Source organism: Collinsella sp. SGI.095 (assembly GCF_050314535.1).
Lineage (GTDB): Bacteria > Actinomycetota > Coriobacteriia > Coriobacteriales > Coriobacteriaceae > Collinsella.
On sequence record NZ_JBNPNG010000002.1, the window covers coordinates 59,083 to 79,653 of the forward strand.

The 20,571-nt window shown below is 59.9% G+C and carries 23 protein-coding genes; 21 read left to right on the forward strand and 2 right to left on the reverse strand.

Annotated features, from left to right (window positions below; all coding sequences use genetic code 11):
- Window positions 1–8: 8 nt before the first annotated feature.
- From rplR to ACQRCA_RS01200, 17 genes are all read left to right on the forward strand, one after another.
- Window positions 9–377 (forward strand): 50S ribosomal protein L18, encoded by a 369-nt coding sequence (rplR, locus tag ACQRCA_RS01120; protein ID WP_118270231.1) that lies wholly within the window; start codon window positions 9–11, stop codon window positions 375–377.
- Between the two features lie 14 nt (window positions 378–391).
- Window positions 392–916 (forward strand): 30S ribosomal protein S5, encoded by a 525-nt coding sequence (rpsE, locus tag ACQRCA_RS01125; protein WP_154516070.1) that lies wholly within the window; start codon window positions 392–394, stop codon window positions 914–916.
- Between the two features lie 2 nt (window positions 917–918).
- Window positions 919–1,101, forward strand: a complete 183-nt coding sequence (gene rpmD / locus ACQRCA_RS01130; protein WP_154516067.1) for a 50S ribosomal protein L30 — start codon at window positions 919–921, stop codon at window positions 1,099–1,101.
- Window positions 1,102–1,104: 3 nt separating this feature from the next.
- Window positions 1,105–1,554 (forward strand): 50S ribosomal protein L15, encoded by a 450-nt coding sequence (gene rplO, locus ACQRCA_RS01135; RefSeq protein WP_006235267.1) that lies wholly within the window; start codon window positions 1,105–1,107, stop codon window positions 1,552–1,554.
- Window positions 1,548–2,834: a preprotein translocase subunit SecY gene (gene secY / locus ACQRCA_RS01140; RefSeq protein ID WP_370450586.1), complete on the forward strand. Its 1,287-nt coding sequence runs from the start codon at window positions 1,548–1,550 to the stop codon at window positions 2,832–2,834. The genes rplO and secY overlap by 7 nt, the downstream gene beginning before the upstream one ends.
- A gap of 18 nt (window positions 2,835–2,852) precedes the next feature.
- Window positions 2,853–3,479 carry an adenylate kinase gene (locus tag ACQRCA_RS01145; RefSeq protein ID WP_154516064.1) on the forward strand — a complete coding sequence of 209 codons (627 nt, stop codon included), beginning with the start codon at window positions 2,853–2,855 and terminating at the stop codon, window positions 3,477–3,479.
- Entirely contained in the window at window positions 3,476–4,264 is a 789-nt protein-coding gene (gene map, locus ACQRCA_RS01150; protein WP_329738298.1) for a type I methionyl aminopeptidase, read from the forward strand. Before ACQRCA_RS01145 ends, map begins: the two co-directional genes overlap by 4 nt.
- Before the next feature lie 232 nt (window positions 4,265–4,496).
- The gene (gene infA / locus ACQRCA_RS01155; RefSeq protein ID WP_035137443.1) at window positions 4,497–4,715 is read left to right on the forward strand and encodes a translation initiation factor IF-1; all 219 of its coding nucleotides are present in this window, start codon (window positions 4,497–4,499) and stop codon (window positions 4,713–4,715) included.
- Window positions 4,716–4,865: 150 nt separating this feature from the next.
- Window positions 4,866–4,979, forward strand: coding sequence for a 50S ribosomal protein L36 (gene rpmJ, locus ACQRCA_RS01160; RefSeq protein WP_006363204.1), 114 nt, complete (start codon window positions 4,866–4,868; stop codon window positions 4,977–4,979).
- Window positions 4,980–4,993: 14 nt separating this feature from the next.
- The gene (gene rpsM, locus ACQRCA_RS01165) at window positions 4,994–5,368 is read left to right on the forward strand and encodes a 30S ribosomal protein S13 (protein WP_154516058.1); all 375 of its coding nucleotides are present in this window, start codon (window positions 4,994–4,996) and stop codon (window positions 5,366–5,368) included.
- A 14-nt stretch (window positions 5,369–5,382) separates the two neighbouring features.
- The gene (rpsK, locus tag ACQRCA_RS01170) at window positions 5,383–5,787 is read left to right on the forward strand and encodes a 30S ribosomal protein S11 (protein ID WP_006235274.1); all 405 of its coding nucleotides are present in this window, start codon (window positions 5,383–5,385) and stop codon (window positions 5,785–5,787) included.
- A gap of 19 nt (window positions 5,788–5,806) precedes the next feature.
- Window positions 5,807–6,403, forward strand: a complete 597-nt coding sequence (gene rpsD / locus ACQRCA_RS01175) for a 30S ribosomal protein S4 (protein WP_006235275.1) — start codon at window positions 5,807–5,809, stop codon at window positions 6,401–6,403.
- Between the two features lie 32 nt (window positions 6,404–6,435).
- Window positions 6,436–7,377 carry a DNA-directed RNA polymerase subunit alpha gene (locus ACQRCA_RS01180; RefSeq protein ID WP_154516055.1) on the forward strand — a complete coding sequence of 314 codons (942 nt, stop codon included), beginning with the start codon at window positions 6,436–6,438 and terminating at the stop codon, window positions 7,375–7,377.
- 30 nt (window positions 7,378–7,407) lie between these two features.
- Window positions 7,408–7,890 (forward strand): 50S ribosomal protein L17, encoded by a 483-nt coding sequence (gene rplQ, locus ACQRCA_RS01185; RefSeq protein WP_271742473.1) that lies wholly within the window; start codon window positions 7,408–7,410, stop codon window positions 7,888–7,890.
- A 92-nt stretch (window positions 7,891–7,982) separates the two neighbouring features.
- Entirely contained in the window at window positions 7,983–8,807 is an 825-nt protein-coding gene (truA, locus tag ACQRCA_RS01190; protein ID WP_427717709.1) for a tRNA pseudouridine(38-40) synthase TruA, read from the forward strand.
- A gap of 35 nt (window positions 8,808–8,842) precedes the next feature.
- Window positions 8,843–10,003, forward strand: a complete 1,161-nt coding sequence (locus ACQRCA_RS01195) for a glycosyltransferase (RefSeq protein ID WP_427717712.1) — start codon at window positions 8,843–8,845, stop codon at window positions 10,001–10,003.
- Window positions 10,004–10,135: 132 nt separating this feature from the next.
- Window positions 10,136–10,573, forward strand: coding sequence for an arginine repressor (locus tag ACQRCA_RS01200; RefSeq protein ID WP_154516043.1), 438 nt, complete (start codon window positions 10,136–10,138; stop codon window positions 10,571–10,573).
- 172 nt (window positions 10,574–10,745) lie between these two features.
- Here the strand turns inward: ACQRCA_RS01200 and ACQRCA_RS01205 are convergent, their stop codons facing one another.
- The gene (locus ACQRCA_RS01205; protein ID WP_427717715.1) at window positions 10,746–12,926 is read right to left on the reverse strand and encodes a transglycosylase domain-containing protein; all 2,181 of its coding nucleotides are present in this window, start codon (window positions 12,924–12,926) and stop codon (window positions 10,746–10,748) included.
- A 160-nt stretch (window positions 12,927–13,086) separates the two neighbouring features.
- On the opposite strand from ACQRCA_RS01205, the gene ACQRCA_RS01210 reads away from it, so the two are divergent.
- From ACQRCA_RS01210 to ACQRCA_RS01225, 4 genes are all read left to right on the forward strand, one after another.
- Complete coding sequence (locus ACQRCA_RS01210; protein WP_427717717.1) at window positions 13,087–15,045, forward strand: U32 family peptidase; 1,959 nt, start codon at window positions 13,087–13,089, stop codon at window positions 15,043–15,045.
- A gap of 96 nt (window positions 15,046–15,141) precedes the next feature.
- Entirely contained in the window at window positions 15,142–16,353 is a 1,212-nt protein-coding gene (gene tyrS / locus ACQRCA_RS01215) for a tyrosine--tRNA ligase (protein ID WP_427717719.1), read from the forward strand.
- 402 nt (window positions 16,354–16,755) lie between these two features.
- Entirely contained in the window at window positions 16,756–18,576 is a 1,821-nt protein-coding gene (locus ACQRCA_RS01220; RefSeq protein WP_427717722.1) for an adenine deaminase, read from the forward strand.
- Window positions 18,577–18,773: 197 nt separating this feature from the next.
- Entirely contained in the window at window positions 18,774–19,568 is a 795-nt protein-coding gene (locus tag ACQRCA_RS01225; RefSeq protein WP_427717724.1) for a Cof-type HAD-IIB family hydrolase, read from the forward strand.
- Between the two features lie 118 nt (window positions 19,569–19,686).
- On the opposite strand, the gene ACQRCA_RS01230 is transcribed toward ACQRCA_RS01225, so the two are convergent.
- The gene (locus tag ACQRCA_RS01230; RefSeq protein WP_427717727.1) at window positions 19,687–20,529 is read right to left on the reverse strand and encodes a Cof-type HAD-IIB family hydrolase; all 843 of its coding nucleotides are present in this window, start codon (window positions 20,527–20,529) and stop codon (window positions 19,687–19,689) included.
- Window positions 20,530–20,571 lie beyond the last annotated feature (42 nt).

The window sequence follows — 20,571 nt, forward strand, 5'->3', positions numbered from 1 at the left end:
GTTTACGTATGAACAAGCATAAGGCGAAGCTGGAAGGCCTCAAGCGTCGTCAGCGTCGTGTTCGCGGCAAGATCTCGGGTACCGCCGAGCGTCCGCGTCTTCGCGTGACCCGTACCAACGCCAACATCTATGCCCAGATCATCGACGACAGCAAGGGCTCCAGCCTGACGCTCGTCTCTGCCTCGACCCTCGAGGCCGAGTTCAAGGGCACCCACACCTCGAACAAGGAGGCTGCGGAGAAGGTCGGTCAGCTCGTTGGCAAGCGTGCCATCGAGGCCGGCATCACCAAGGTCGCCTTCGATCGCGGTGGCCGTATCTACCATGGCCGCGTCAAGGCCCTCGCCGACGGTGCTCGTGCCGCCGGTCTCGAGTTCTAGGAGGTATGTAGCACATGGCTCGTAATCAGAAGCAGCAGCGCGAGGCCTCCGAGTTCGAGGAGCGCGTCGTTTACATCAACCGCGTGTCGAAGACCGTCAAGGGCGGTCGTCGCATGAGCCTCGTCGCTCTCGTCGTCGTTGGCGACGGCAAGGGCAACGTCGGCGTTGGCATGGGCAAGTCCGCTGAGGTGCCCATGGCCATCTCCAAGGCGTCTCTCGATGCCAAGAAGAACATGTTCCACGTGCCGGTGACCGAAGAGGGCACCATTCCGCACGAGGTTATCGGCCACTTTGGTGCCGGCCGCATCATCATCAAGCCCGCTGTCGAGGGTACCGGCGTTATCGCCGGCGGCGCTGTGCGTCCCCTCTTTGAGCTTGCTGGCATCAAGAACGTCCTGTCCAAGTCCCTCGGTACCGACAACGGCCTCAACATCATCAAGGCTGCCGTCGAGGGCCTCAAGGAGCTCTCCAGCCCTGAGGACGTCGCGGCTCGCCGTGGCCTGACGGTCTCCGAGATGTTCGTCGGTAAGGAGAACTAAGCATGGCTGACACCATCAAGATCAAGCAGGTCCGCAGCACCAACGGTTGCAAGCAGGACCAGGTCCGTACTGTCCGTGCCCTCGGTCTCCACAGGATCCGCGAGGTTCGCGAGATTACTGACAACGAGTCCGTCCGCGGCATGATCTTCAAGGTCAAGCACCTTGTCGAGATTGTAGAGGAGTAGCAAATGCAGCTTCACGATCTTACTCCCGCGCCCGGTTCCACCAAGAACCGCAAGCGCGTTGGCCGTGGCAATTCTTCGGGTCACGGCACCACTTCTGGCCGCGGCCAGAAGGGCCAGGGCTCTCGCTCTGGCGGCACCAAGGGTGCCGGCTTCGAGGGTGGCCAGACTCCGCTGGCTATGCGCCTGCCCAAGCTTCCGGGCTTCCGCAACCCCCGTCGTATCGAGTACACCGCTGTTAACGTTGAGCGTCTCGAGCGTAAGTTCGAGGATGGCGCTGTGATCGACGGTGCCGCTCTTAAGGCTGCTCGCATCACCAAGAGCGAGTTCGAGCCCGTCAAGGTGCTCGGCAATGGTGAGCTTACCAAGAAGTTCACGGTCAAGGTCGACAAGGTCAGCGCTTCTGCGCAGGCCAAGATCGAGGCCGCCGGCGGAAAGGTCGAGCTGCCGTGCTAAATGGTCTTAAGAATGCTTTCCGCATCAAAGAACTGCGCGAAAAGATTCTTTTTACCATAGCTATGCTCGTCGTGTACCGCATTGGTGCGCACGTTCCTGTGCCCGGCATTCCCTTCCAGGGGATGCTGGGCCTTTTCTCGACCGATAACAATTCGGTCGCCGCAGGTGCTATGGCCCTCCTGAATCTTTTCTCTGGCGGCGCGTTGAGCTATGTGTCGGTGTTTTCGCTGGGCATCATGCCTTACATCACCAGCTCGATCATCCTCCAGATGCTCCAGGCCGTTGTGCCTTCCCTGCATGAGCTTGCCCGCGAGGGCGAGGTCGGTCAGACCAAGATTACGCAGTATTCGCGTTACCTCACCCTGGCTCTGGCAATCCTCAACTCCGTGGGTTACCTCTTCCTCTTTAAGAGCTTCGGCATCAGCTTTAATGGCGCCGCCGCTCCCGAGATCATCTTCGACCTCATGATCGTCGGCACGCTCACCGCGGGCGCCATGCTGATCATGTGGATTGGTGAGCTCATTACCCAGCGTGGTATCGGCAATGGCATGTCGCTGATCATCTTTGCGAACATCATGGCCGGTCTGCCGCAGGCGATCTTCTCCAGCACCGAGGGCAATGGCGGTGGCATCATCACTATGGTGATCATCTGCGCCATCATCCTGCTGGTTATCCCGCTGATTGTTTTCCTTGAGCGCGGCCAGCGCCGCATTCCGGTCTCCTACGCTAAGCGCGTCGTGGGCCGTCGCATGATGGGTGGCCAGACCACCTACCTGCCCATCAAGGTCAACACCGCGGGTGTCGTGCCGATCATCTTCGCTTCGGCGCTGCTGTACTTCCCGGCTCAGGTTGCCGTGTTCTTCCCCGGCATCGGCTGGATTCAGGCAGTTGCCTCTGCGCTTTCGACCGGTTGGCTCAACTGGGTGCTTAACGTTGTCCTCATCGTGTTCTTCGCGTACTTCTACACCTCCATGGTGTTCAATCCCGATGACACGGCCGACAACCTTAAGAAGCAGGGCGGCTTTATTCCGGGCGTTCGTCCGGGTAGGGCTACCGCGGCCTACATCAAGAACGCGCTCAACAAGATTACGCTTCCCAGCGCTGTCTTTTTGGCGCTCATCGCCATCGTGCCTTCGATCATCTTCTCCTTCACGGGCAATCAGCTGATCCAGGCATTTGGCGGCACGTCCATCCTCATCATGGTCGGCGTCGTGCTCGACACGGTCGACAAGCTCGAAGGCCAGATCAAGATGTATGATTACGATGGATTCTTTAAATAGGCTAGAGGAGGATTGCTCATGAACCTCGTATTGCTCGGAGCTCCGGGTGCCGGTAAGGGCACCGTTGCACAGGAGCTCGTCGCCGAGTTTGGCGTCGCTCACATCTCCACGGGCGACCTGCTGCGTGCTGCCGTCAAGGGTGGCACCGAGCTTGGTATTCAGGCTAAGAAGTACATGGACGCTGGCGAGCTCGTTCCCGACCAGCTCGTGATCGACCTTGTCAAGGAGCGCCTTGCCGCCGATGACGCCCAGCAGGGCTTCATCCTCGACGGCTTCCCGCGCAACACCGCCCAGGCTGTGACGCTCGATTCCGAGCTCTCCACCATGGGTCGCGAGATCGACTGCGCCCTTCTGGTCGACGTTGCCCCCGAGGTCATTATCGATCGTCTGTCTTCGCGTCGCACCTGCCGCGCCTGCGGTTACACCGGCACTGCTGCCGATGTTACCTGCCCCAAATGCGGCGGCGAGATGTATCAGCGCGACGACGATAAGCCCGAGACCATCAAGAACCGTCTCGACGTCTACGAGAAGTCCACGAGCCCGCTTGTCGATTACTATCGTGGCCAGGGTCTGCTCAAGTCGGTCAACGGTGACCAGGCTCGCGAGACCGTATACGGGGATGTCAAAGAGGCCCTCGGTCTATGATTAAGATTAAGTCTGCAACGCAAATCGAGCAGATGAAGAAGGCAGGAGCGCTATCTAAGATGGCGCTCCGCCACGTTGGAGCCATGGTGCGTCCCGGCGTTTCGACTTTTGAGCTCGATCAGCTCGCGGAGCAGATTATCCGCATGCATGGCGGCACCCCGGCCTTTAAGGGTTACGGCGGGTTCCCGGGGACCATTTGCGCATCGATCAACGATGCGGTGGTCCACGGTATTCCCAACCCCGATATGATCCTGCGCGATGGCGATATCATCTCCATCGATACGGGAGCCGTTGTCGACGGTTGGGTTGGCGATAACGCATGGACGTTTTTCGTCGGCACCCCTACGCCCGAGGCCAAGGCCCTGTGCGAGGTCACGCGCGATTGCCTTAAGGCTGCCATTGAGCAGGCTGTTCCCGGTAACCATATCGGGGATGTTGGTTATGCCGTCCAGTCCCTCGCCGAGTCTCACGGTTATGGCGTGCTTCGTGACTATGTGGGCCATGGCATTGGCCGCGTGATGCACGAGGACCCCAACGTTCCTAACTATGGAAAGAAGGGGAGGGGCGTTCGCCTCCAGGCCGGTATGGTCATTGCCATCGAGCCGATGGTAACGATGGGTTCCAACCATGTGAGCACGGGCTCCGACGGTTGGATCGTCACCACCAACGACCACCTGCCCGCCGCGCACTACGAGAACACCGTCGCCATCACCAATGACGGTCCGGTGATTCTCACCACCGATGCGCAAGGATCCTGGTGTTCGCTCCAAGGCGGAGAAATGTAAAAGTCGCCGCCCCCTGATGCCCAACCTCGCCTTTCAATTTCGAAGGCATGACCCCAAGGTCTATGCCTTCTCATTTCAAGGCGATCTTGGGCATCAGGGAACGGCTTTGTTTTACATTTCAAATGTAATAAGTTCACCGTAGTTGTGGAGCCATTACGAAGTTATTACGATGCGTGTATACGTGTTGTAGAATACTCAATCGCTGTCGTTTTCTAGAGAAAGATGATTGCTTGTGAAGAAGGAAGACGCAATTGAGCTCGAGGGTACGGTAAAGGAACCGTTGCCTAATGCCATGTTTAAGGTCGAGCTCGAGAACGGTCATTCGGTTCTGTGCAACATTTCTGGCAAGATTCGAATGAATTACATCCGTATTCTCCCCGGTGACAGGGTTGTCGTGGAGCTTTCCCCGTACGACCTGACCCGCGGCCGCATCACCTATCGCTACAAATAGCGGCACGCATACACACACTCTATTTCCGACTGCAGGCTTAGCTCAACCTACGGTCGGATTGTGTGTGAAGACCAGCCATAGTTTTAAACGCCTGCGGCTGGGCGAGTAGATAGTAGGGAAGTAGTTTGAGCGCTACCGAAAGGAAGAACGATGAAGGTACGTCCTTCGGTCAAGAAGATGTGCGATAAGTGCAAAATCATTAGGCGCCATGGCAAGGTCCTCGTCATTTGCGAGAACCCCCGTCATAAGCAGCGTCAGGGTTAAGAGAGGAGACTACGTTGGCCCGTATTAATGGTGTCGACCTCCCGCGTGAGAAGCGCGTTGAGATCGGTCTGACCTACATTTACGGCATCGGCCGCACCACTGCGACGAAGATTTGCGTCGAGTGCAACGTTAACGTGGATACGCGCGTTAAGGACCTCACCGAGGATGAGGTTAACGCCATCCGCGAGTATATCGACAAGAACCAGATCATGGTTGAGGGCGACCTCCGCCGTGAGCGCAACCAGAACGTCAAGCGCCTTATGGACATCGGCTGCAACCGCGGCCTTCGTCACCGCAAGGGCCTCCCGGTCCGCGGCCAGCGCACCCACACTAACGCTCGTACCCGCAAGGGCCCGAAGCGTCAGATCGGTGCTAAGAAGAAGAAATAAGGAGCGCTAGATAGATGGCTACTGCTAAGAAGAACGTTCGCGCTGCCCGTCTGAAGCGCGCGGACCGTAAGAACATTTCCGTGGGCCAGGCTCACATCCGTTCTACGTTCAATAACACGATCGTTTCGATCACCGATCCCCAGGGCAACGTCATTTCCTGGAAGTCGGCTGGCCAGGTGGGCTTCAAGGGCTCCCGTAAGTCCACGCCGTTCGCTGCCCAGATGGCTGCCGAGGCTGCTGCCAAGCAGGCCATGGAGCACGGTATGAAGAAGGTTTCCGTCTTCGTCAAGGGCCCCGGCTCCGGTCGTGAGACCGCCATCCGCTCCCTCCAGGCTGCTGGCCTCGAGGTCTCGAGCATTCAGGACAAGACCCCCATCCCGCACAACGGCTGCCGCCCCAAGAAGCGTCGCCGCGTGTAACTGAAAGGATCGTATCAATATGGCAATCGACAGGACTCCTGTTCTTAAGCGCTGCCGTCAGCTCGGGATCGATCCCGCTGAGCTCGGTTACAGCAGCAAGAAGGAATCTATCCGTCAGCCCAAGCGCCGTCGCAAGGAATCTGAGTACGGCATGCAGCTGCGCGAGAAGCAGAAGGTCAAGTTCATCTATGGCGTTCTGGAGAAGCAGTTCCACGGCTACTTCAACAAGGCCCGTAAGATGAACGGCGTCACCGGTGAGAACCTCATGATCATCCTTGAGTCTCGCCTCGACAACGTTGTTTTCCGTCTTGGCTTCGCTCGCACCCGTAAAGAGGCTCGTCAGTCCGTCCGCCACGGTCACTTCACCGTGAACGGCAAGCGCGTGGACATCCCGTCCTACCGCGTCAAGGCCGGCGACGTCGTCGCTGTCGGCGAGAAGTTCCGTGACCTCCTCCCCATCAAGGAGGCTCTGATTTCCTCCGAGCGCTTTGAGGTCCCTGGCTGGCTTGAGGTCGATATCGAGAAGCTGTCTGGTAACGTGCTCGCTCTGCCGACGCGTGAGCAGATCAGCGGTGATATCAACGAGCAGCTCATCGTCGAGCTCTACTCTAAGTAGTCCATCCGGGCTGCTGAGGCTGGAGGTAATACATGTCAGAATTCATTAGGCCTCAGGTTCAGGTCGAAGAGATCAACGAGACGTCTGCTCGTGTCTCCGTCGAGCCGCTCGAGCGCGGTTACGGCGATACGCTGGGCAACTCCTTGCGTCGCGTTCTTCTGTCCTCGCTCGAGGGTGCCGCCGTCGAGGCTATTCAGATCGATGGTGCGCAGCACGAGTTCATGACCATCCCTAACATGGTCGAGGATGTCACTGACATCGTCCTGAATGTCAAGGGTCTTGTCTTCAGGGCTCTCGGCACGACCGACGAGGCGACCGCCACCATCTCGGTTGACGGCCCCTGCGAGGTCACCGGTGCGGACTTCTTTATTCCGTCCGAGTTTGAGTTGGTCAACCCCGAGCAGCACATCGCTACGCTTACCGAGGGTGGCCATCTCACCATGAGCATGCGCATCGGCTATGGCCGCGGCTATGTCTCTGGCGAGGCCAACAAGCGCGACAACGATCCCATCGGTGTGATCCACGTCGACTCGCTGTACTCGCCGGTATCCCGTTGCGCCAAGCTCGTTGAGGCTTGCCGTGTCGGTCAGCACACCGACTACGACCGCCTTGTCCTCGAGATCGAGACCAACGGCTCCATCGCCCCGCGCGACGCCGTGGTCCAGGCTGCCAATATCATCAACCAGCATATGGCTGCCTTTATGAACCTTGCCGAGACCCCCGAGGTCGAGGAGGAGGTTTCGATCTTCGCTCCCGAGGTCACCAACGACAACGCCGAGCTGGACAAGCAGATCGAGGATCTGGACCTTTCTGTCCGTTCCTACAACTGCCTTAAGCGTGCCAGCATTCACTCGGTCCGTCAGCTCGTTGAGTTCTCGGAGAACGATCTTCTGAACATCCGCAACTTCGGTGTTAAGTCGATCGAGGAAGTGAAGGACAAGCTTGAGTCCATGGGCCTGAGCCTGAAGGCTTAATGCTTCGCATATTTGAGGAGAAACTAGACCATGCGTCACAACGTTAAGAAGGGCCTGAAGCTCGGCACCGATGCGAGCCACACCAAGGCCATGAAGAAGAGCCTGGCCAAGGCCCTCTTCGAGAACGACCGCATCAAGACCACCGAGACCCGCGCTAAGGCGCTGCGTTCGGTTGTCGAGCCGATCATCACCTGGGCCAAGAAGGGCGACCTGCACTCTCGTCGTCTGGCTATCGCCAAGCTTGGCGATAAGCAGCTCGTTGCCGAAATCTTCGACAAGGCTGCTCAGGGCATGTGGCAGGATCGCAACGGTGGTTACACCCGCATCATGAAGCTCGGTAACCGTAAGGGCGACAACGCTCCCATCGTTATCATGGAGCTCGTCACCGAGCCTTGCACGCCCAAGGCCAAGAAGGCTGCTCCGGCCCCCAAGAAGGCCGCTGCTCCCAAGAAGGTCGAGGCTGTCGAGGAGACCGCTGCCGAGGAGGCTCCTGCTGAGGAGACCGCTGAGTAGACAATTCGTCTGCATAGGCTATATTCGAGGGGTACGTTCGCGTACCCCTCTTTTTTTGTCGCGATATCGTTGTTTGTTTGTTGGGAGCGCCCATGACCGCGCCGTCTGATTTCAATTTGACTCCAGAGCTCGATGCCACGTTGGTGTTTCGTGTTGCCTATGACGGCTCGTCCTATAGCGGATTTGCCGAGCAGCCGGGGCAGACGACGGTTGCCGGAGAGCTGCGTCTTGCCATAGAGACGCTCTTGCGCCGCTCAGTCGATTTGACGTGTGCCGGGCGCACCGATGCAGGGGTGCATGCGGTGGCCCAATACATCAGCGTGCCCGTTACGGACGCAGAGCTCGCTTTAACACGCCGCAGGTGGCTGCGAGCTATGGATGCGCTGCTGCCCAAAGATATCGCCGTTAATGAGGTCTACAAGGCCCGTAAGGGCTTTTCTGCGCGTTTTGACGCACGTTCTCGGACCTATACCTACCGCATTGCCGATCGCGATGCGCGTCCGGTGCTATCGCGTGGTGCGGTATGGTGGCATCGTTATCCTTTGGACGTGGATGCGATGGCAGCCGCCTGCCCAGCGCTTTTGGGCGAACAGGACTTTAAGAGCTTTTGTAAGGTCGCTTCTGCCGTGGGCAAGCCAACGCATCGTTGCGTGATGCGTGCCGAGTTTGGCCACGAGGTCGCCTTTGGCGAGGATATCCTCACGTTTACCATCGAGGGCAATGCGTTTTTGCATTCGATGGTGCGCACCATCGTGGGAACGCTCGTCGAGATCGGCATGCATCGCCGCGATCCCGAGTGGATGCGCGAGGTGATTGACGCTTGCGATCGTACTGCTGCGGGTCCCACGGCGCCGGCGTGCGGCCTTACCTTTATGGGCGTAGATTATGACCCCACCGAGCTCGTCGCGCTCGAATAGGGGAGAAGCGAGAGCCATCTAAGTATGCTGCTCGTGTGGGCGAGCCGTGTGCAACATCTGTTCTTGGCGTGCAGCGCATCAGGCGACTCATTGCGTTTATTGCCGGGGTGTACCATGAACGGCAGTTGATTATTGCTGTCGAGAGGATGGATAACTTGCTTCGACGTGGCTCGCTTCCGCGACTTTCGGTGATCCTTGTTGTGGAGGGTTCGCCCAGCTACGCGATGCGTGCACTCGAAAGCGTCCAAAACCAAGACCTCTACGATATGCAGATTGTCGTTGCATGTCGCAACGCTGCGCCGGGCGTTCGTCATTCGCTCGATGTTGCCGCGGGCAGAGATATTCACATCGATTTGATAGACGTTGACGATCCGTCGAGCGGAGCTTGCCTTCGCGAGGGTTTTGCCGCTTCGCGCGGGGCCCACATTATCGCAATGAGCGCCGATGAGTGGTTTGCGCCGCACGCGTTTTTGGCAATGCTCGATGTCGCTTGTGAGACCTCGGCAGATATCGTATTTCCCTCGGTGTCGCTCGATCGCTACGATACGCATCGGGAACGCCATTCTCGTATGTTGGACGCGCAATCCATTGCCTTTGCCGACGATGGAGACCGGGCTTCAGGCCTGGCCAAGCTGGTCGAGAGCGGTCTGGTTTGTCAACATTCCGGCGTGATGTATGAACGCGCCCTGTTTGAGTTGTGTCTGCAGCATGCCGAGTCGTATCGTGCGATCGACTTTTTGGCGCCTGCCCTTTCGCATGCGGAACGCGTATTTGGGTGCGCCGAAGCTTGTTTCCATACGGCCGCGCCATCGGTCGCGGATTCATTCGACCCCACCATGTTCTCGCGACTTTCCGATGACGCCAAGGCGCTTGAAGAGCTTTGCGTGCCATTTGACGCAATAGATGACGATAACCATCTAAAGCTGGCCTGCCAACGGTTTTACTATGGCCGCTTGGTTGCTTGTATCGAGAATTTGTGCCTGAGCCCCCATGGGGTGTCTTCAATTGAGCGCACGGCACGATTGCGTGATATGCTCAATGACGTGCGGACCCGCCAGATGGCGGTGGCCCTTAAGGGAGAGCGCCGAGGCCTTGGACTTTTGTTTGGGCCGATTGCCAACGTTAAGCCTATGCGCTGCGTTATGTATGCGCATCTGGCTGCTTTTTTGAACAGAACGGGCGCAAGGATAGCCTAGCTGTGGCATATTCGCAAATAATTTGCATAGAATTGTTTCGAAATGCGTTCTTATTCACAAATAGCCTCAAATAGCGCTAAACTATTCAATCACTGATAGATTGTCTTCGCCATCTATGGAGTGAGGTTTTATATGGCTAAAAAACGCAACGGGCGCCAGGATGCCATCAGAGATATCGTGCGCAATAAAGACGTGCGTACGCAGCGCGTGCTGGTGGACGAACTCCGCGCCATGGGCTTTGATTGCACGCAGGCGACGGTTTCGCGCGACATCGCCGATATGGGGCTGCGCAAACTGCCCGAGGGCATCTATGTTCTGGCTGAGGACCTGCACCTGCAGCGCATGGTCTCCGAGCTGGTTACCGGTGTGTTGCGCACCGACAACTTGGTTATGATTAAGGCTCAGCCCGGCACCGCCTCGGGCATTGCCGCGGCTGTCGATGCGGCCGAGCTGCCCGATGTGCTCGGATCGCTTGCCGGCAATGACACGATTTTGGTTATCGCTCAGACTGCCGAGGATGGCGAACGCCTCGAAGCGCTGATTAACAAGCTCAGTGCCGCGCGTAAATAGCTTTACGCGCGTAAACAACGCCAGCTAAGACGGTGGAAATACAGGGGCGTCGGTTTTGAGCTGACGCCCTTTTTGTGACGCTCCTGTCGTGGCATCTCGATTGCGCGCGATATGCCATGTATGTCCCAGCAAAAAGCGCCCGAGCATTTGAGCTGCTCGGGCGCTTTGCTATCTACTGATCTGTGGAGGGATCGGGGGTCGGGCTAGGGCTGGGATCGGGGGTCGGGCCAGGGTCGGGGCTGGGGCTGGGGCTGGGGTCGGGGCTGGGGTCGGGAGTAGGGGTGGTACCGCCGGCATCGCCTTCGCCGCCGGTGTTACCGCCCTCGTTGCCGCTCCCGCCGGTGGTCTCCTCCTCTTCTTCCTCGTCTTCGTCCTTATCCTCGCCCTCTTCCTTCTTCTTGTTGTTTGTGCCGTAGAACTTCCAGACGTTATTGTTCTTGTACGTGGGAGCCGTTCCGGTCGGGAACTCCTCGCGCTCGGCGCCCGCAAGAACGGTGTTCATGAACTTCTTAAAGACGGGCAGGTTGGTGCTGTCGCCCAGCAGGTCCGAACCGTACTTTTGGATGGGAATCTCGCCTGCGGAATAACCGGTCCACAGGGCGCATGCCAGTTGCGGCGTGTAGCCGCAGAACCACAGGTTGGTGGTGTTGTCAGTGGTGCCCGTTTTGCCGGCATAGGGCTGGTTGACGCTCAGCGCGCCGGCGGCACCCGTGCCGCTGCCCTGCATGACGCCGGATAGAACGTCGGTAACCGCGGCAGCCTCGCCTTCGGTGAGCACCCGCGTGGGATTGTCGGTGTGCTGGTACAGAACCGAGCCGGTACGCGAGTCGATCTCGGTGATGGCGATCGGCTGGCGATAATAGCCGCCGTTGGCAAAAGCGGCGTAGGCCGATGCCATCTCGAGCGGTGAGATGGACCCGGTGCCGAGCGTCATGACGGGAACGTCCTCGATATTGTCCTTGGCGGGATCGATGCCGAGCTTTTTGACGAGCGACATGATCTTGTCATTGCCGATGGCTTCGGCCACCTGAATGTAGCCGGTGTTGGATGAGTATGCCGTTGCCTGCTTAAGCGTGATGTTGCCATAGCTCTGGTTGCCATAGTTTTGCACCTCGGTCGTGGTGCCCTTGGCCTTGAGTGGCGAGTTGCAGTTGAGACTGACGTTGGGGTTCATGCCGTTTTGGATGGCAGTTGCCAGCGTAAAGGCCTTAAACGTGGAGCCCACGGGGCGCTTTGCCGTAGCGTGGTTCACGTGATTCTCGTCGGCGTTGTAGTCGTAGCCGCCCACCATGCACTTGATGTAGCCGGTCTTGGGGTCAACGACAACCATGCCCATGTCCAGGCCATCGAGCGAAAGCGTGTCGAGCTGTGAGCGCACAGCCTCCTCGGCTACCTGCTGCATGGTGGGGTCGATGGTGGTCTTAACAGTCAGGCCACCCTTAAAGAGCACGTCGGTGGAGAACTCCTGCTCGAGCAGCTGCTTGACATAGGAGACAAAGTAGGGCTGTGAGTACACATCGACGCCGCTGCCCGAGATCTCGGTCACGTTGAGGGTGATGGGCTCAGCCTGCGCGGCATCGTGCTCTTCCTGCGTGATGTGGCCCAGGCGCAGCATGTTGTCGAGCACCTTATTGCGGCGGGAAAGCGCCAGGTCGGGATTGACCGTGGGGTCGTACTGCGAAGGCGAGTTGGGCAGACCGATGAGCAGCGCGGCCTCGCTCAGGGTGAGGTCGGAAGCACTCTTGGAGAGGTAGGTCTCGGCGGCGGCCTCGATGCCATAGGCGCCGTGGCCATAGTAAATGGTGTTGAGGTACATCATGAGGATCTCGTCTTTGGAGTACATGTCCTCCATCTTGATGGCGATATAGGCCTCGCGCACCTTACGCTCGATGGTCGAGTCGAACTGCTCCTCCTGCAGGATGGTGTTGCGCACCAGCTGCTGGGTGATGGTCGAGGCTCCTTCGTGGCCGCCGGCAAGGGTTGCCACCGAGGCACGCGCGATGCCCAAGAGGTCGATGCCGCCGTGCTCGTAGAAACGCTCGTCCTCGACGTCGATCGTGCCCTGCAGGACGTACGGGGAGACCTGGTCCTTGGTGATGGACTTGCGGTTTTGGGTATAGAAGCTGGCGATCTTGTTGCCGTTGCAGTCAACAATCTCGGTGGGCTCGCTGACCAGATAGGCGTTGGCGTCGGTGTAGTCGGGCAGGTCGGACAGCCAGCGGTTGACGTTGCCGATCATGCCGATGCCAAATGCTACGCCCGCGATGAGCAAAAAGCCCAAAAGCGAAAGCAGGATGACGGGCAGGACGTGCGTCTTAGAGCGACCGTGTCCCTGTCGTTGGCGAGGACCCATATGTTGACCTCCAAGTATGTCGTGCCAGGCGGCGGGTGTGCGTCGGGCAGGATGGACATAAGTTATTACACGATAAACCAATCGAGCCGCGCGAAGCCTCGTGTATGCTGGTTGACGGCAATTAACAGAGCGATTGCATACCTTGGTAAGGAGTTTGCCGATGGCGATTTGGGCGACTGAGCCTAGCAGACAATGCGGGAATGGGACGCCAACATCGGGGCTGGCACTGCCCGAGCTGTTGGCTCCGGCTGGCGGGCTCAATCAGATGCTCGCCGCGATCGCGGCAGGTGCCGATGCCATTTATGCCGGGTTGAGCGGATTTAACGCCCGCGTGAGTGCGCACGGGTTTAGTGATGACGAATTTGCGCGCGGGTGTGCCGTGGCGCACGCCCATGGTGCGCGCGTGTACGTGACGCTCAACGTATTCGTGTTCGACGACGACCTGTCCGAAGCCGTGGCACTGGGGGCACATGCGCATGCGCTGGGCGCCGATGCACTGATCGTGGCAGATGCGGGCCTAGCCCGCGCGCTGCATGCGGCAATTCCGGGGGTCGAGATTCATCTGTCCACCCAAGCGGGCGTCCATAGCAAGGGGGCCGTGCGTTTGGCGGCTGACGAGTTGGGGGTCGAGCGCGTGACGACGGCGCGCGAGCTGACCGTGGCAGAGATTGTGACGCTCTGCGCTACCGGTGTGCCCATCGAGGTGTTCTGCCATGGTGCCATATGCATTGGCTATTCGGGCGCGTGCGAGTTTTCGGCCCTGCGGCGCGGACGGTCGGCGATGCGTGGCGACTGCACGCAGCCGTGCCGCCTGGCATACGATTTGGTGGATGAGGCTGGGGAGAGCGTCGTTGCCGTCGAAGGCGATCGTCTGCTCTGCTCGCGTGACTATCTGGGCATTGCTCATTTACCCGAGCTTGTTGCTGCCGGGGTGGCGTCGCTCAAGATCGAGGGGCGTATGAAGAACCCCGACTACGTCTACAACGTGGTGCGGGCGTGGCGCCGGGCGCTCGATATGCTGCGTGATGGCGCGTGGGATCCCGATGCCGTGCGGGCGCTCGAACGTGAGTTGGGAAGGTCGTTTAACCGCGGGTTTACCGACGCGTATCTGCGAGGCCGCTCGGGCGCGGAGCTTATGAGTTTTGAACGCGCGATCAACCAGGGCGTGCATGTGGGCCGTTTGGTTGCCGTGGGACACGAGGAGGTGACCGTCGAGCTCGATGCCGCCGTGGCGGCGGGCGATACGCTCGAGATCAGGTTTTACCCGGGCGCCGACGCTCGGCCCGATGTACCTAAACGCTGGCCGCAAGTTCCCTGCCCGGTGGATGCCGCGGCGGGGGAGCGCATCGTTGTCCATTGCAAGCGCAAGGTCGACGCGGGCTGCGAAGTGTATCTGATTCGCAGCGCTGGTGTGCTTGAGCAAACGGCGGCGGCACTGGAGCGCATGCGGGCCGAGGCCGATGCGGTCGCGCTTGCGAAACGCGCTGTCGAGACGCTGCCGTTTGCGGGCGTTCTGATGGATGGTGGCGCGCAGCCGGAAGAACCTGCAGAGTCTGTCGCCGCTCGCTTGGTCTTTGCCTGGCAGCTGATGGACCAGGACCCAAACGAAGAGCTCGACCTGTCCGATGCGACTGTTGTGCTCGACGAGGTCTGCCGTGTGGGCGATATCGAGCGGACTCGGTCGCTCATGCAGCGTGCCGGCCGCATCGTCTGTCGTAATCTGGGACAAGTGGCGATAGCTCGCGAACTGCGCGTCGCCTTTGACGTGGCGGCGCCGGTGTTCTGTGCGAACCGGGCAACGCTCGCCTGGTTGCGAGGGCTTGGGGCGCAGCGCGTGTTTTTGCCTGCCGAACTTGTCGCTCACGATGCGAAACGCGTTGCCGAGCTTGCCGCCTGTCCTGGCGTCCTGGGCCCCGTCGATACCGACCGTCCCGAGCTCATGGTGTGCGAGCACTGCCTGCTGACCGCAGAGGGCGTCTGTGCCACCGATGCGACGGGACAGGCCTGTTGCCGCGACTGCTTGCGTCGCCGGCAGACGCGCTATCTGGTTGAGCGTGACGGTACACGTCTGCCAGTTGCCATCGACGCATGCGGCAGGACGAGGATTTTCCTGTCGTAGGTGCTGCGTCGCGTCAGTTTGTTATCATATGAGAGTTTATGGACTTCCAGCACCGCCGTTTTCGGCGAGGGTGCTATAGCAAAAGGAGGATACCCAATGCTGTCTGTTGACGAGCAAATGCGTATCATCACCTCGGGCGCCGCGAAGATCGTCCCCGAGGCCGACCTTCGTAAGAAGCTTGAGAAGGGTGAGCCCCTCAACATCAAGCTCGGCGTCGATCCCACCAGCCCCGACCTGCACCTGGGCCACGCCGTGCCCCTGCGCAAGATGCGCCAGTTCCAGGACCTGGGCCACAACGTCACCCTGATCATCGGCAACGGTACCGCGCTGATCGGCGACCCCTCGGGCAAGAACTCCACCCGCCCGCAGCTTTCTCAGGAGCAGATCGAGGCCAACGCCGAGACCTACGTGAGCCAGGCCATGAAGATCTTGGACCCCGAGAAGACCACCATCGTGCACAACGGCGACTGGATCTTGTCGATGGACCTGGCCGGTCTGCTGCAGGTGTGCTCCAAGTTCACCGTCGCCCGCATTCTTGAGCGCGATGACTTTACCAAGCGCTATCAGTCCCAGACGCCGATCGCCCTGCACGAGTTCCTGTATCCCGTGATGCAGGCATACGATTCGGTCATGATCAAGGCTGACGTGGAGATGGGCGGCACCGACCAGCTTTTCAACCTGCTCGCCGGCCGTGAGCTCATGGAGAAGATGGGCATGGAGCCGCAGATCGCGCTCACCATGCCGCTGCTCGAGGGCACCGATGGCGTCCGTAAGATGTCCAAGTCCTATGGCAACTACATCGGTCTGACCGACGCGCCCAAGGATATGTTCGGCAAGACCATGTCCATCCCCGACGAGATGATTGGCAAGTACTACCGCCTGGCGAGCTCGCTCACCCCGGCCGAGGTCGACAAGATCGACGCTGCCCTGGCCGATGGCTCTGCCGATCCCTATGAGCTCAAGCGCGCTCTGGGCCGCGACCTGTGCGACACCTACCACGGCGCCGGTGCCGGCGACGAGGCTCAGGCCGAGTTCGACCGCGTGTTCAAGGAGGGCCAGCTCGCCGACTTCCCCGAGAAGCATATTGAGCTGACTGTAAACGACGAAGGCCAGATTTACCTTGCCGGCCTGCTCAAGGACCTGGGTCTTTCGGCCAGCGCCGGCCAGGCTCGTCGCGACATCGATGGCGGCGGTGTCAAGATCAACGGCAAGGCCGTGGCTCCCAAGAGCTACAACATCGACCCCAGTGCCCTCAAGCTGGGCGACACCCTCTCCGTGGGCAAGCGCAAGGGCTTCAAGCTTATTTAGTTACGCGGTTTTACCAAACCGCGTAACAGCTTGACGCTGCCCTCAGTTCCGCCGTTCTAACGAACGGCGGACCGGTCGACGCTGCGCGGGCACCAGAGCGACAACTTGTCATTCAAAGAGGACGGCATGACCAGAAGGTCTATGCCGTTCTCTTTTCATGCCAATTTGTTCGCTCTGGAGTCCGCTCGCTGTCCGTCCTCCACCTACGGCGTTGTCCTGGTTGGCACTTAGGGACGTTTCTTTTTGGTACAAAGCAGCCTGTCCCCATTGCGCCAAGTGGTGTGTGCCGTTAAGCAGGAGGCGTATTGCTGGCCCATCGTTTGGGCATACAATGGCTATTGGCTTGCTGCGGTGAAGGTCTGTCCGCTCCGCAGCTTTTTTTCTACGGTTAAAGGAGTATGTATGTCCGTTGAGGTCATGAGGTCTGTGATCGATGCCGCCGAGGGCCGCGTGCCCGTCGACACACTGTTTACCAACGCACAAATCGTTGATGTGTACGGTCAGCGCGTGGCGCCCGGTAGCGTCGCCGTCAAGGACGGCGTGATCGTCGGTGTTCTCTACGATGGTCGAGATGACGCTGCTGGTACGTACGAGGCGGCTGAGGTCATCGACTGTCAGGGTCGCTATCTCGCACCCGGTTTTATTGACGGACACTTGCATATTGAGTCTTCGAACATCCGTCCCGCCGAGTATGCGCGCATGGCTGCGACGCGTGGTACCACCACCGCTATTGCCGACAGCCACGAGATCGCTAACGTTTCCGGCCTAGACGGCCTGCGCTTTATGATTGAGGACGGTTGTCGCGCGCCCATCTCCATCAAGTACATGATGCCTTCGTGCGTGCCCGCACTGCCCGACGAGCAGGCCGGTGCCGTCATCACCGCTGCCGATATGCAGGCGTTTTTTGCCGAGCATCCGGGCGACGTCTTTGGTCTGGGCGAAATGATGAACCTGCCGGGTGTCTTTATGGCCGACCCCGAGACCTGCGCTCGCATCGATGCTGCCAACCAGACACCGTCCAAGCAGGTTGACGGTCATGCTCCGCTTGTTGCCGGCAAGGATCTCAACGCCTATGCCGCGGCGGGTATTATCGCCGACCACGAGTCGACGATTCCCGAGGAAGCGCTCGACAAGCTATCCCGCGGCATGTATGTCATGCTGCGCGAGGGCACCTGCAGCCATGACCTTGCCAACCTGTCGCCTATGCTGCTGGAAAACCCCGCCCGTGCTCGCCGCTGCTGCTTTGCGACCGACGACCGCGCTCCCTCCGATGCGCTTTCGACCGGCATGATCGACAACGCCTGCCGCGTGGCCATCGAGGCCGGCATCGACCCGGTGGTCGCCATCTCCATGGCGTCCCTTTCCACGGCCGAGGCCTTTGGCCTGGACCACGGTTGCCGCGATCCGCATGAGCTCCGCGGCGCCATCGCTCCGGGCAAGCGTGCCGACCTGCTGGTGCTCAACGATCTGACGTTTGCCACGGCCCCGCATCGCGTATATGCCGCCGGTGCTCTGGTGGCGCAGGATGGCACCTTTGTGGGCGAGATCGCACCCGAGATGGCTGAGGTTGCGGCCCTTGCCGACGAGCTGCGCGCCTCTGTTAAGCTGCCGAAGCTTTCGCTCGACGTGTTCGACTATGCCTTTAAACCGGGCGAGGCCGTTATCGATGTAGTCCCGGGCATGGCTATCACGGGCACGGTTCGTCCCGAGACTGACGAGGATTTGCGCCGCATTATGCTGATTGAGCGCCATGGCCGCGGCGTGTCGCTGCAGGCCGAGGGCGTCGACGGCGACGGCCCCGCTGGCCTGGGCCTGGTCGGCAAGCATATCGGTCGCGGCTGGGTGCGCGGTTTCACCATCACCGGTGGTGCCATTGCCTCCACGATCGGCCACGACTCGCACAACGTGTGCGTGGTGGGCGACAACGCCGCCGATATGATGGCTGCTGTTGAGGCCGTGGGCCAGGGCGGTCACGTGCTGGTGCGCAACGGCGAGGTCGTGGCGCGCATTCCGCTGGCGCTCGGTGGCCTGATGAGCGAGGGCACGGCCGAGGATGTCGCAGCGCAGCACGACGACTTTATGGTCAAGGCGCGCGCCATGGGTATTGAGCCGCCGCTCGACCCCATCATGGGCATCATCTTCCTGCCCCTGCCGGTCATCCCGACGCTCCGCATCCGCCCCGAGGGCATGTTCGACGTCACGACCTTCACCTACGCCGACTAATCATCGGGACGTTCTTAAACGACTAGCCGTCGGGGTGGCGTGTCGCCTGACGCCGCGACCGTGGGCTCTCTGGCGCGCGTGAGCTATTTGCCAGGTCTATGTAACGTTTATGACTGCGGGGTCTTATTTGAGCTCCCTTTGGGTACGTTGGAATCGGATACACGTTCGATTCCAGCAAGCCCGAAGGGAGCTTTTCTATGTTTAAACTGATTGCATCCGATATGGACGGCACGTTGCTTGACGAAAACGGCCAGGTGCCTCCCGAGACCTACGAACTGATTTTGGCGCTACGCGAGCATGGCGTGCATTTTGCCGCATCGTCAGGCCGCCGCTACGATCGCCTGTGCGAGTTCTTTGCACCCGTTCGCGACAAGATGGACTTTGTCGCAGCTAACGGTGCCCAGGTCTACGCCGACGGCAAAATGGTAGACCGCGAGGTGTATTCGCACCTGGCGATTCGAAAGCTCGCCCAGGCCGTCGCGACGTTTCCCAATTTGCATCTTGCACTCTTTGACCGAACCAAGTCCTTTTTGCTCGATGACGAGTGCAAGTTCGTACGCGAGGTCGATAAGGACCTTCCCAATGCCGAGCGCATTTGGGAGCTGCCCGATCCCAGCGTAAATATCATCAAGGCGAGTATCTTTTGCGATGACTGTGCCGTTATGGACAGCGCCTACGTGCTACAGCGCGAACTCGGTCAGCTCTTTACTTTTGCGCCTTCGGGCAACGCGTGGATCGATGCCATGCAGCCCGGTGTGTCGAAGGCCTCGGGCATCGCACAGCTCATGGAGCACTATGGCGTCGAACGCGACGAGGTCATGGCGTTTGGCGACTCGATGAACGACTACGAGATCATTCGCTTTGTCGGCACGGGCTGCGCGATGGAAAACGCGCGCCCCGCGCTCAAGGCAGTCGCCGATCGCGTGGTGGGGTGCAACCGCGACCACGCCGTCCAGCAGGAGCTCCGTCGCGTGCTGGAGAGTCTCGCCTAATTCGGCAGATGGGGACAGTCCTTGCAGCGCCCCGCGAAGAGTGCCCCCAACGACTACTGTGACCAGGGTAGCTAAAAAAGCCCCGTCCCAAATTAGCTACCCTGCCGGGTTGCTGCTGCTAGGCGAGGGCGGCCATGATGGCGCGGGCGACGCCGTCGTGGTCGTTGTCGTATTCGGTGATGGCGCCGGCGGCTTCGCGGTCCTCGGGCTCGGCATTGATCATCGCCGTACCGTGGCCCGCCGCCTGCAGCATGGGGATGTCGTTGATGTTGTCGCCGAACGCCCAGGCGTCGGCGAGACGCTCGCCCAGATGCCCACATAGCCAAGCCAATGCCGTTCCCTTGGTGGCGCCCTCGCCCATGACCTCGATATTCATGGCGTACGAACGCGTGACCTCAATGCCTTCGAGTGTGTCGAGCGCCGCCACGATAGCATCGCGGTCGGCTGAGTCGTGCCAGTACATGGCGATGCGTTCGAGCACCTCGACCTCGTCGATTTTGCTGTCGATATCCATGTCGATCGGCGTTCGCGTGCGCTTGAGCGAAGCCGCGATGTGAGGATCTCCGCCGCAGAATTCGTCCAGGCGCGTGTAGAGCGAGCGGGGAAGGAAGCACTGCCCGTCCGCGAAGATATCGAAGGTCACATCGTGGCCGGCGGCAATGCTATGGACGCGGTGGGCGATGGCGCGGTCGAGCGGTCGGCTCAATATGCGCGTGGCGCGTGAGGCATCGGTGGGCACATCCTCGTCGAGCTGCCAGACGCTAGCGCCATTGGCGCAGACCGCGTAGTGCACGGCAGGATGGGCGAGGATGGCCTCAAAGACGCCCGACAGCGGACGCCCCGTGCACGGTACAAACTCAATGCCGCGACGTGCGAGCTCGTCGAGCATCGCCCAGGTGGCGTCGCTCATCTGCTTGTCACTCGTCAACAGTGTTCCATCCATATCGGAAAAAACAATCATTCGATGCAGCCCTTTCTGCTGGCATAAAAAGCGTGGCCGAGG

Coding starts and splice junctions, on each gene's coding strand:
- rpmJ (WP_006363204.1), top strand. CDS start 4,866: ATGAAGGTACGTCCTTCGGTCAAGAAGATGTGCGATAAGTGCAAAATC.
- rplR (WP_118270231.1), top strand. CDS start 9: ATGAACAAGCATAAGGCGAAGCTGGAAGGCCTCAAGCGTCGTCAGCGT.
- ACQRCA_RS01210 (WP_427717717.1), top strand. CDS start 13,087: ATGGCGATTTGGGCGACTGAGCCTAGCAGACAATGCGGGAATGGGACG.
- ACQRCA_RS01180 (WP_154516055.1), top strand. CDS start 6,436: ATGTCAGAATTCATTAGGCCTCAGGTTCAGGTCGAAGAGATCAACGAG.
- truA (WP_427717709.1), top strand. CDS start 7,983: ATGACCGCGCCGTCTGATTTCAATTTGACTCCAGAGCTCGATGCCACG.
- ACQRCA_RS01200 (WP_154516043.1), top strand. CDS start 10,136: ATGGCTAAAAAACGCAACGGGCGCCAGGATGCCATCAGAGATATCGTG.
- rpsD (WP_006235275.1), top strand. CDS start 5,807: ATGGCAATCGACAGGACTCCTGTTCTTAAGCGCTGCCGTCAGCTCGGG.
- rplO (WP_006235267.1), top strand. CDS start 1,105: ATGCAGCTTCACGATCTTACTCCCGCGCCCGGTTCCACCAAGAACCGC.
- tyrS (WP_427717719.1), top strand. CDS start 15,142: ATGCTGTCTGTTGACGAGCAAATGCGTATCATCACCTCGGGCGCCGCG.
- ACQRCA_RS01230 (WP_427717727.1), bottom strand. CDS start 20,529: ATGATTGTTTTTTCCGATATGGATGGAACACTGTTGACGAGTGACAAG.
- rpmD (WP_154516067.1), top strand. CDS start 919: ATGGCTGACACCATCAAGATCAAGCAGGTCCGCAGCACCAACGGTTGC.
- map (WP_329738298.1), top strand. CDS start 3,476: ATGATTAAGATTAAGTCTGCAACGCAAATCGAGCAGATGAAGAAGGCA.
- rpsE (WP_154516070.1), top strand. CDS start 392: ATGGCTCGTAATCAGAAGCAGCAGCGCGAGGCCTCCGAGTTCGAGGAG.
- rpsK (WP_006235274.1), top strand. CDS start 5,383: ATGGCTACTGCTAAGAAGAACGTTCGCGCTGCCCGTCTGAAGCGCGCG.
- ACQRCA_RS01225 (WP_427717724.1), top strand. CDS start 18,774: ATGTTTAAACTGATTGCATCCGATATGGACGGCACGTTGCTTGACGAA.
- ACQRCA_RS01205 (WP_427717715.1), bottom strand. CDS start 12,926: ATGGGTCCTCGCCAACGACAGGGACACGGTCGCTCTAAGACGCACGTC.
- rplQ (WP_271742473.1), top strand. CDS start 7,408: ATGCGTCACAACGTTAAGAAGGGCCTGAAGCTCGGCACCGATGCGAGC.
- ACQRCA_RS01145 (WP_154516064.1), top strand. CDS start 2,853: ATGAACCTCGTATTGCTCGGAGCTCCGGGTGCCGGTAAGGGCACCGTT.
- ACQRCA_RS01220 (WP_427717722.1), top strand. CDS start 16,756: ATGTCCGTTGAGGTCATGAGGTCTGTGATCGATGCCGCCGAGGGCCGC.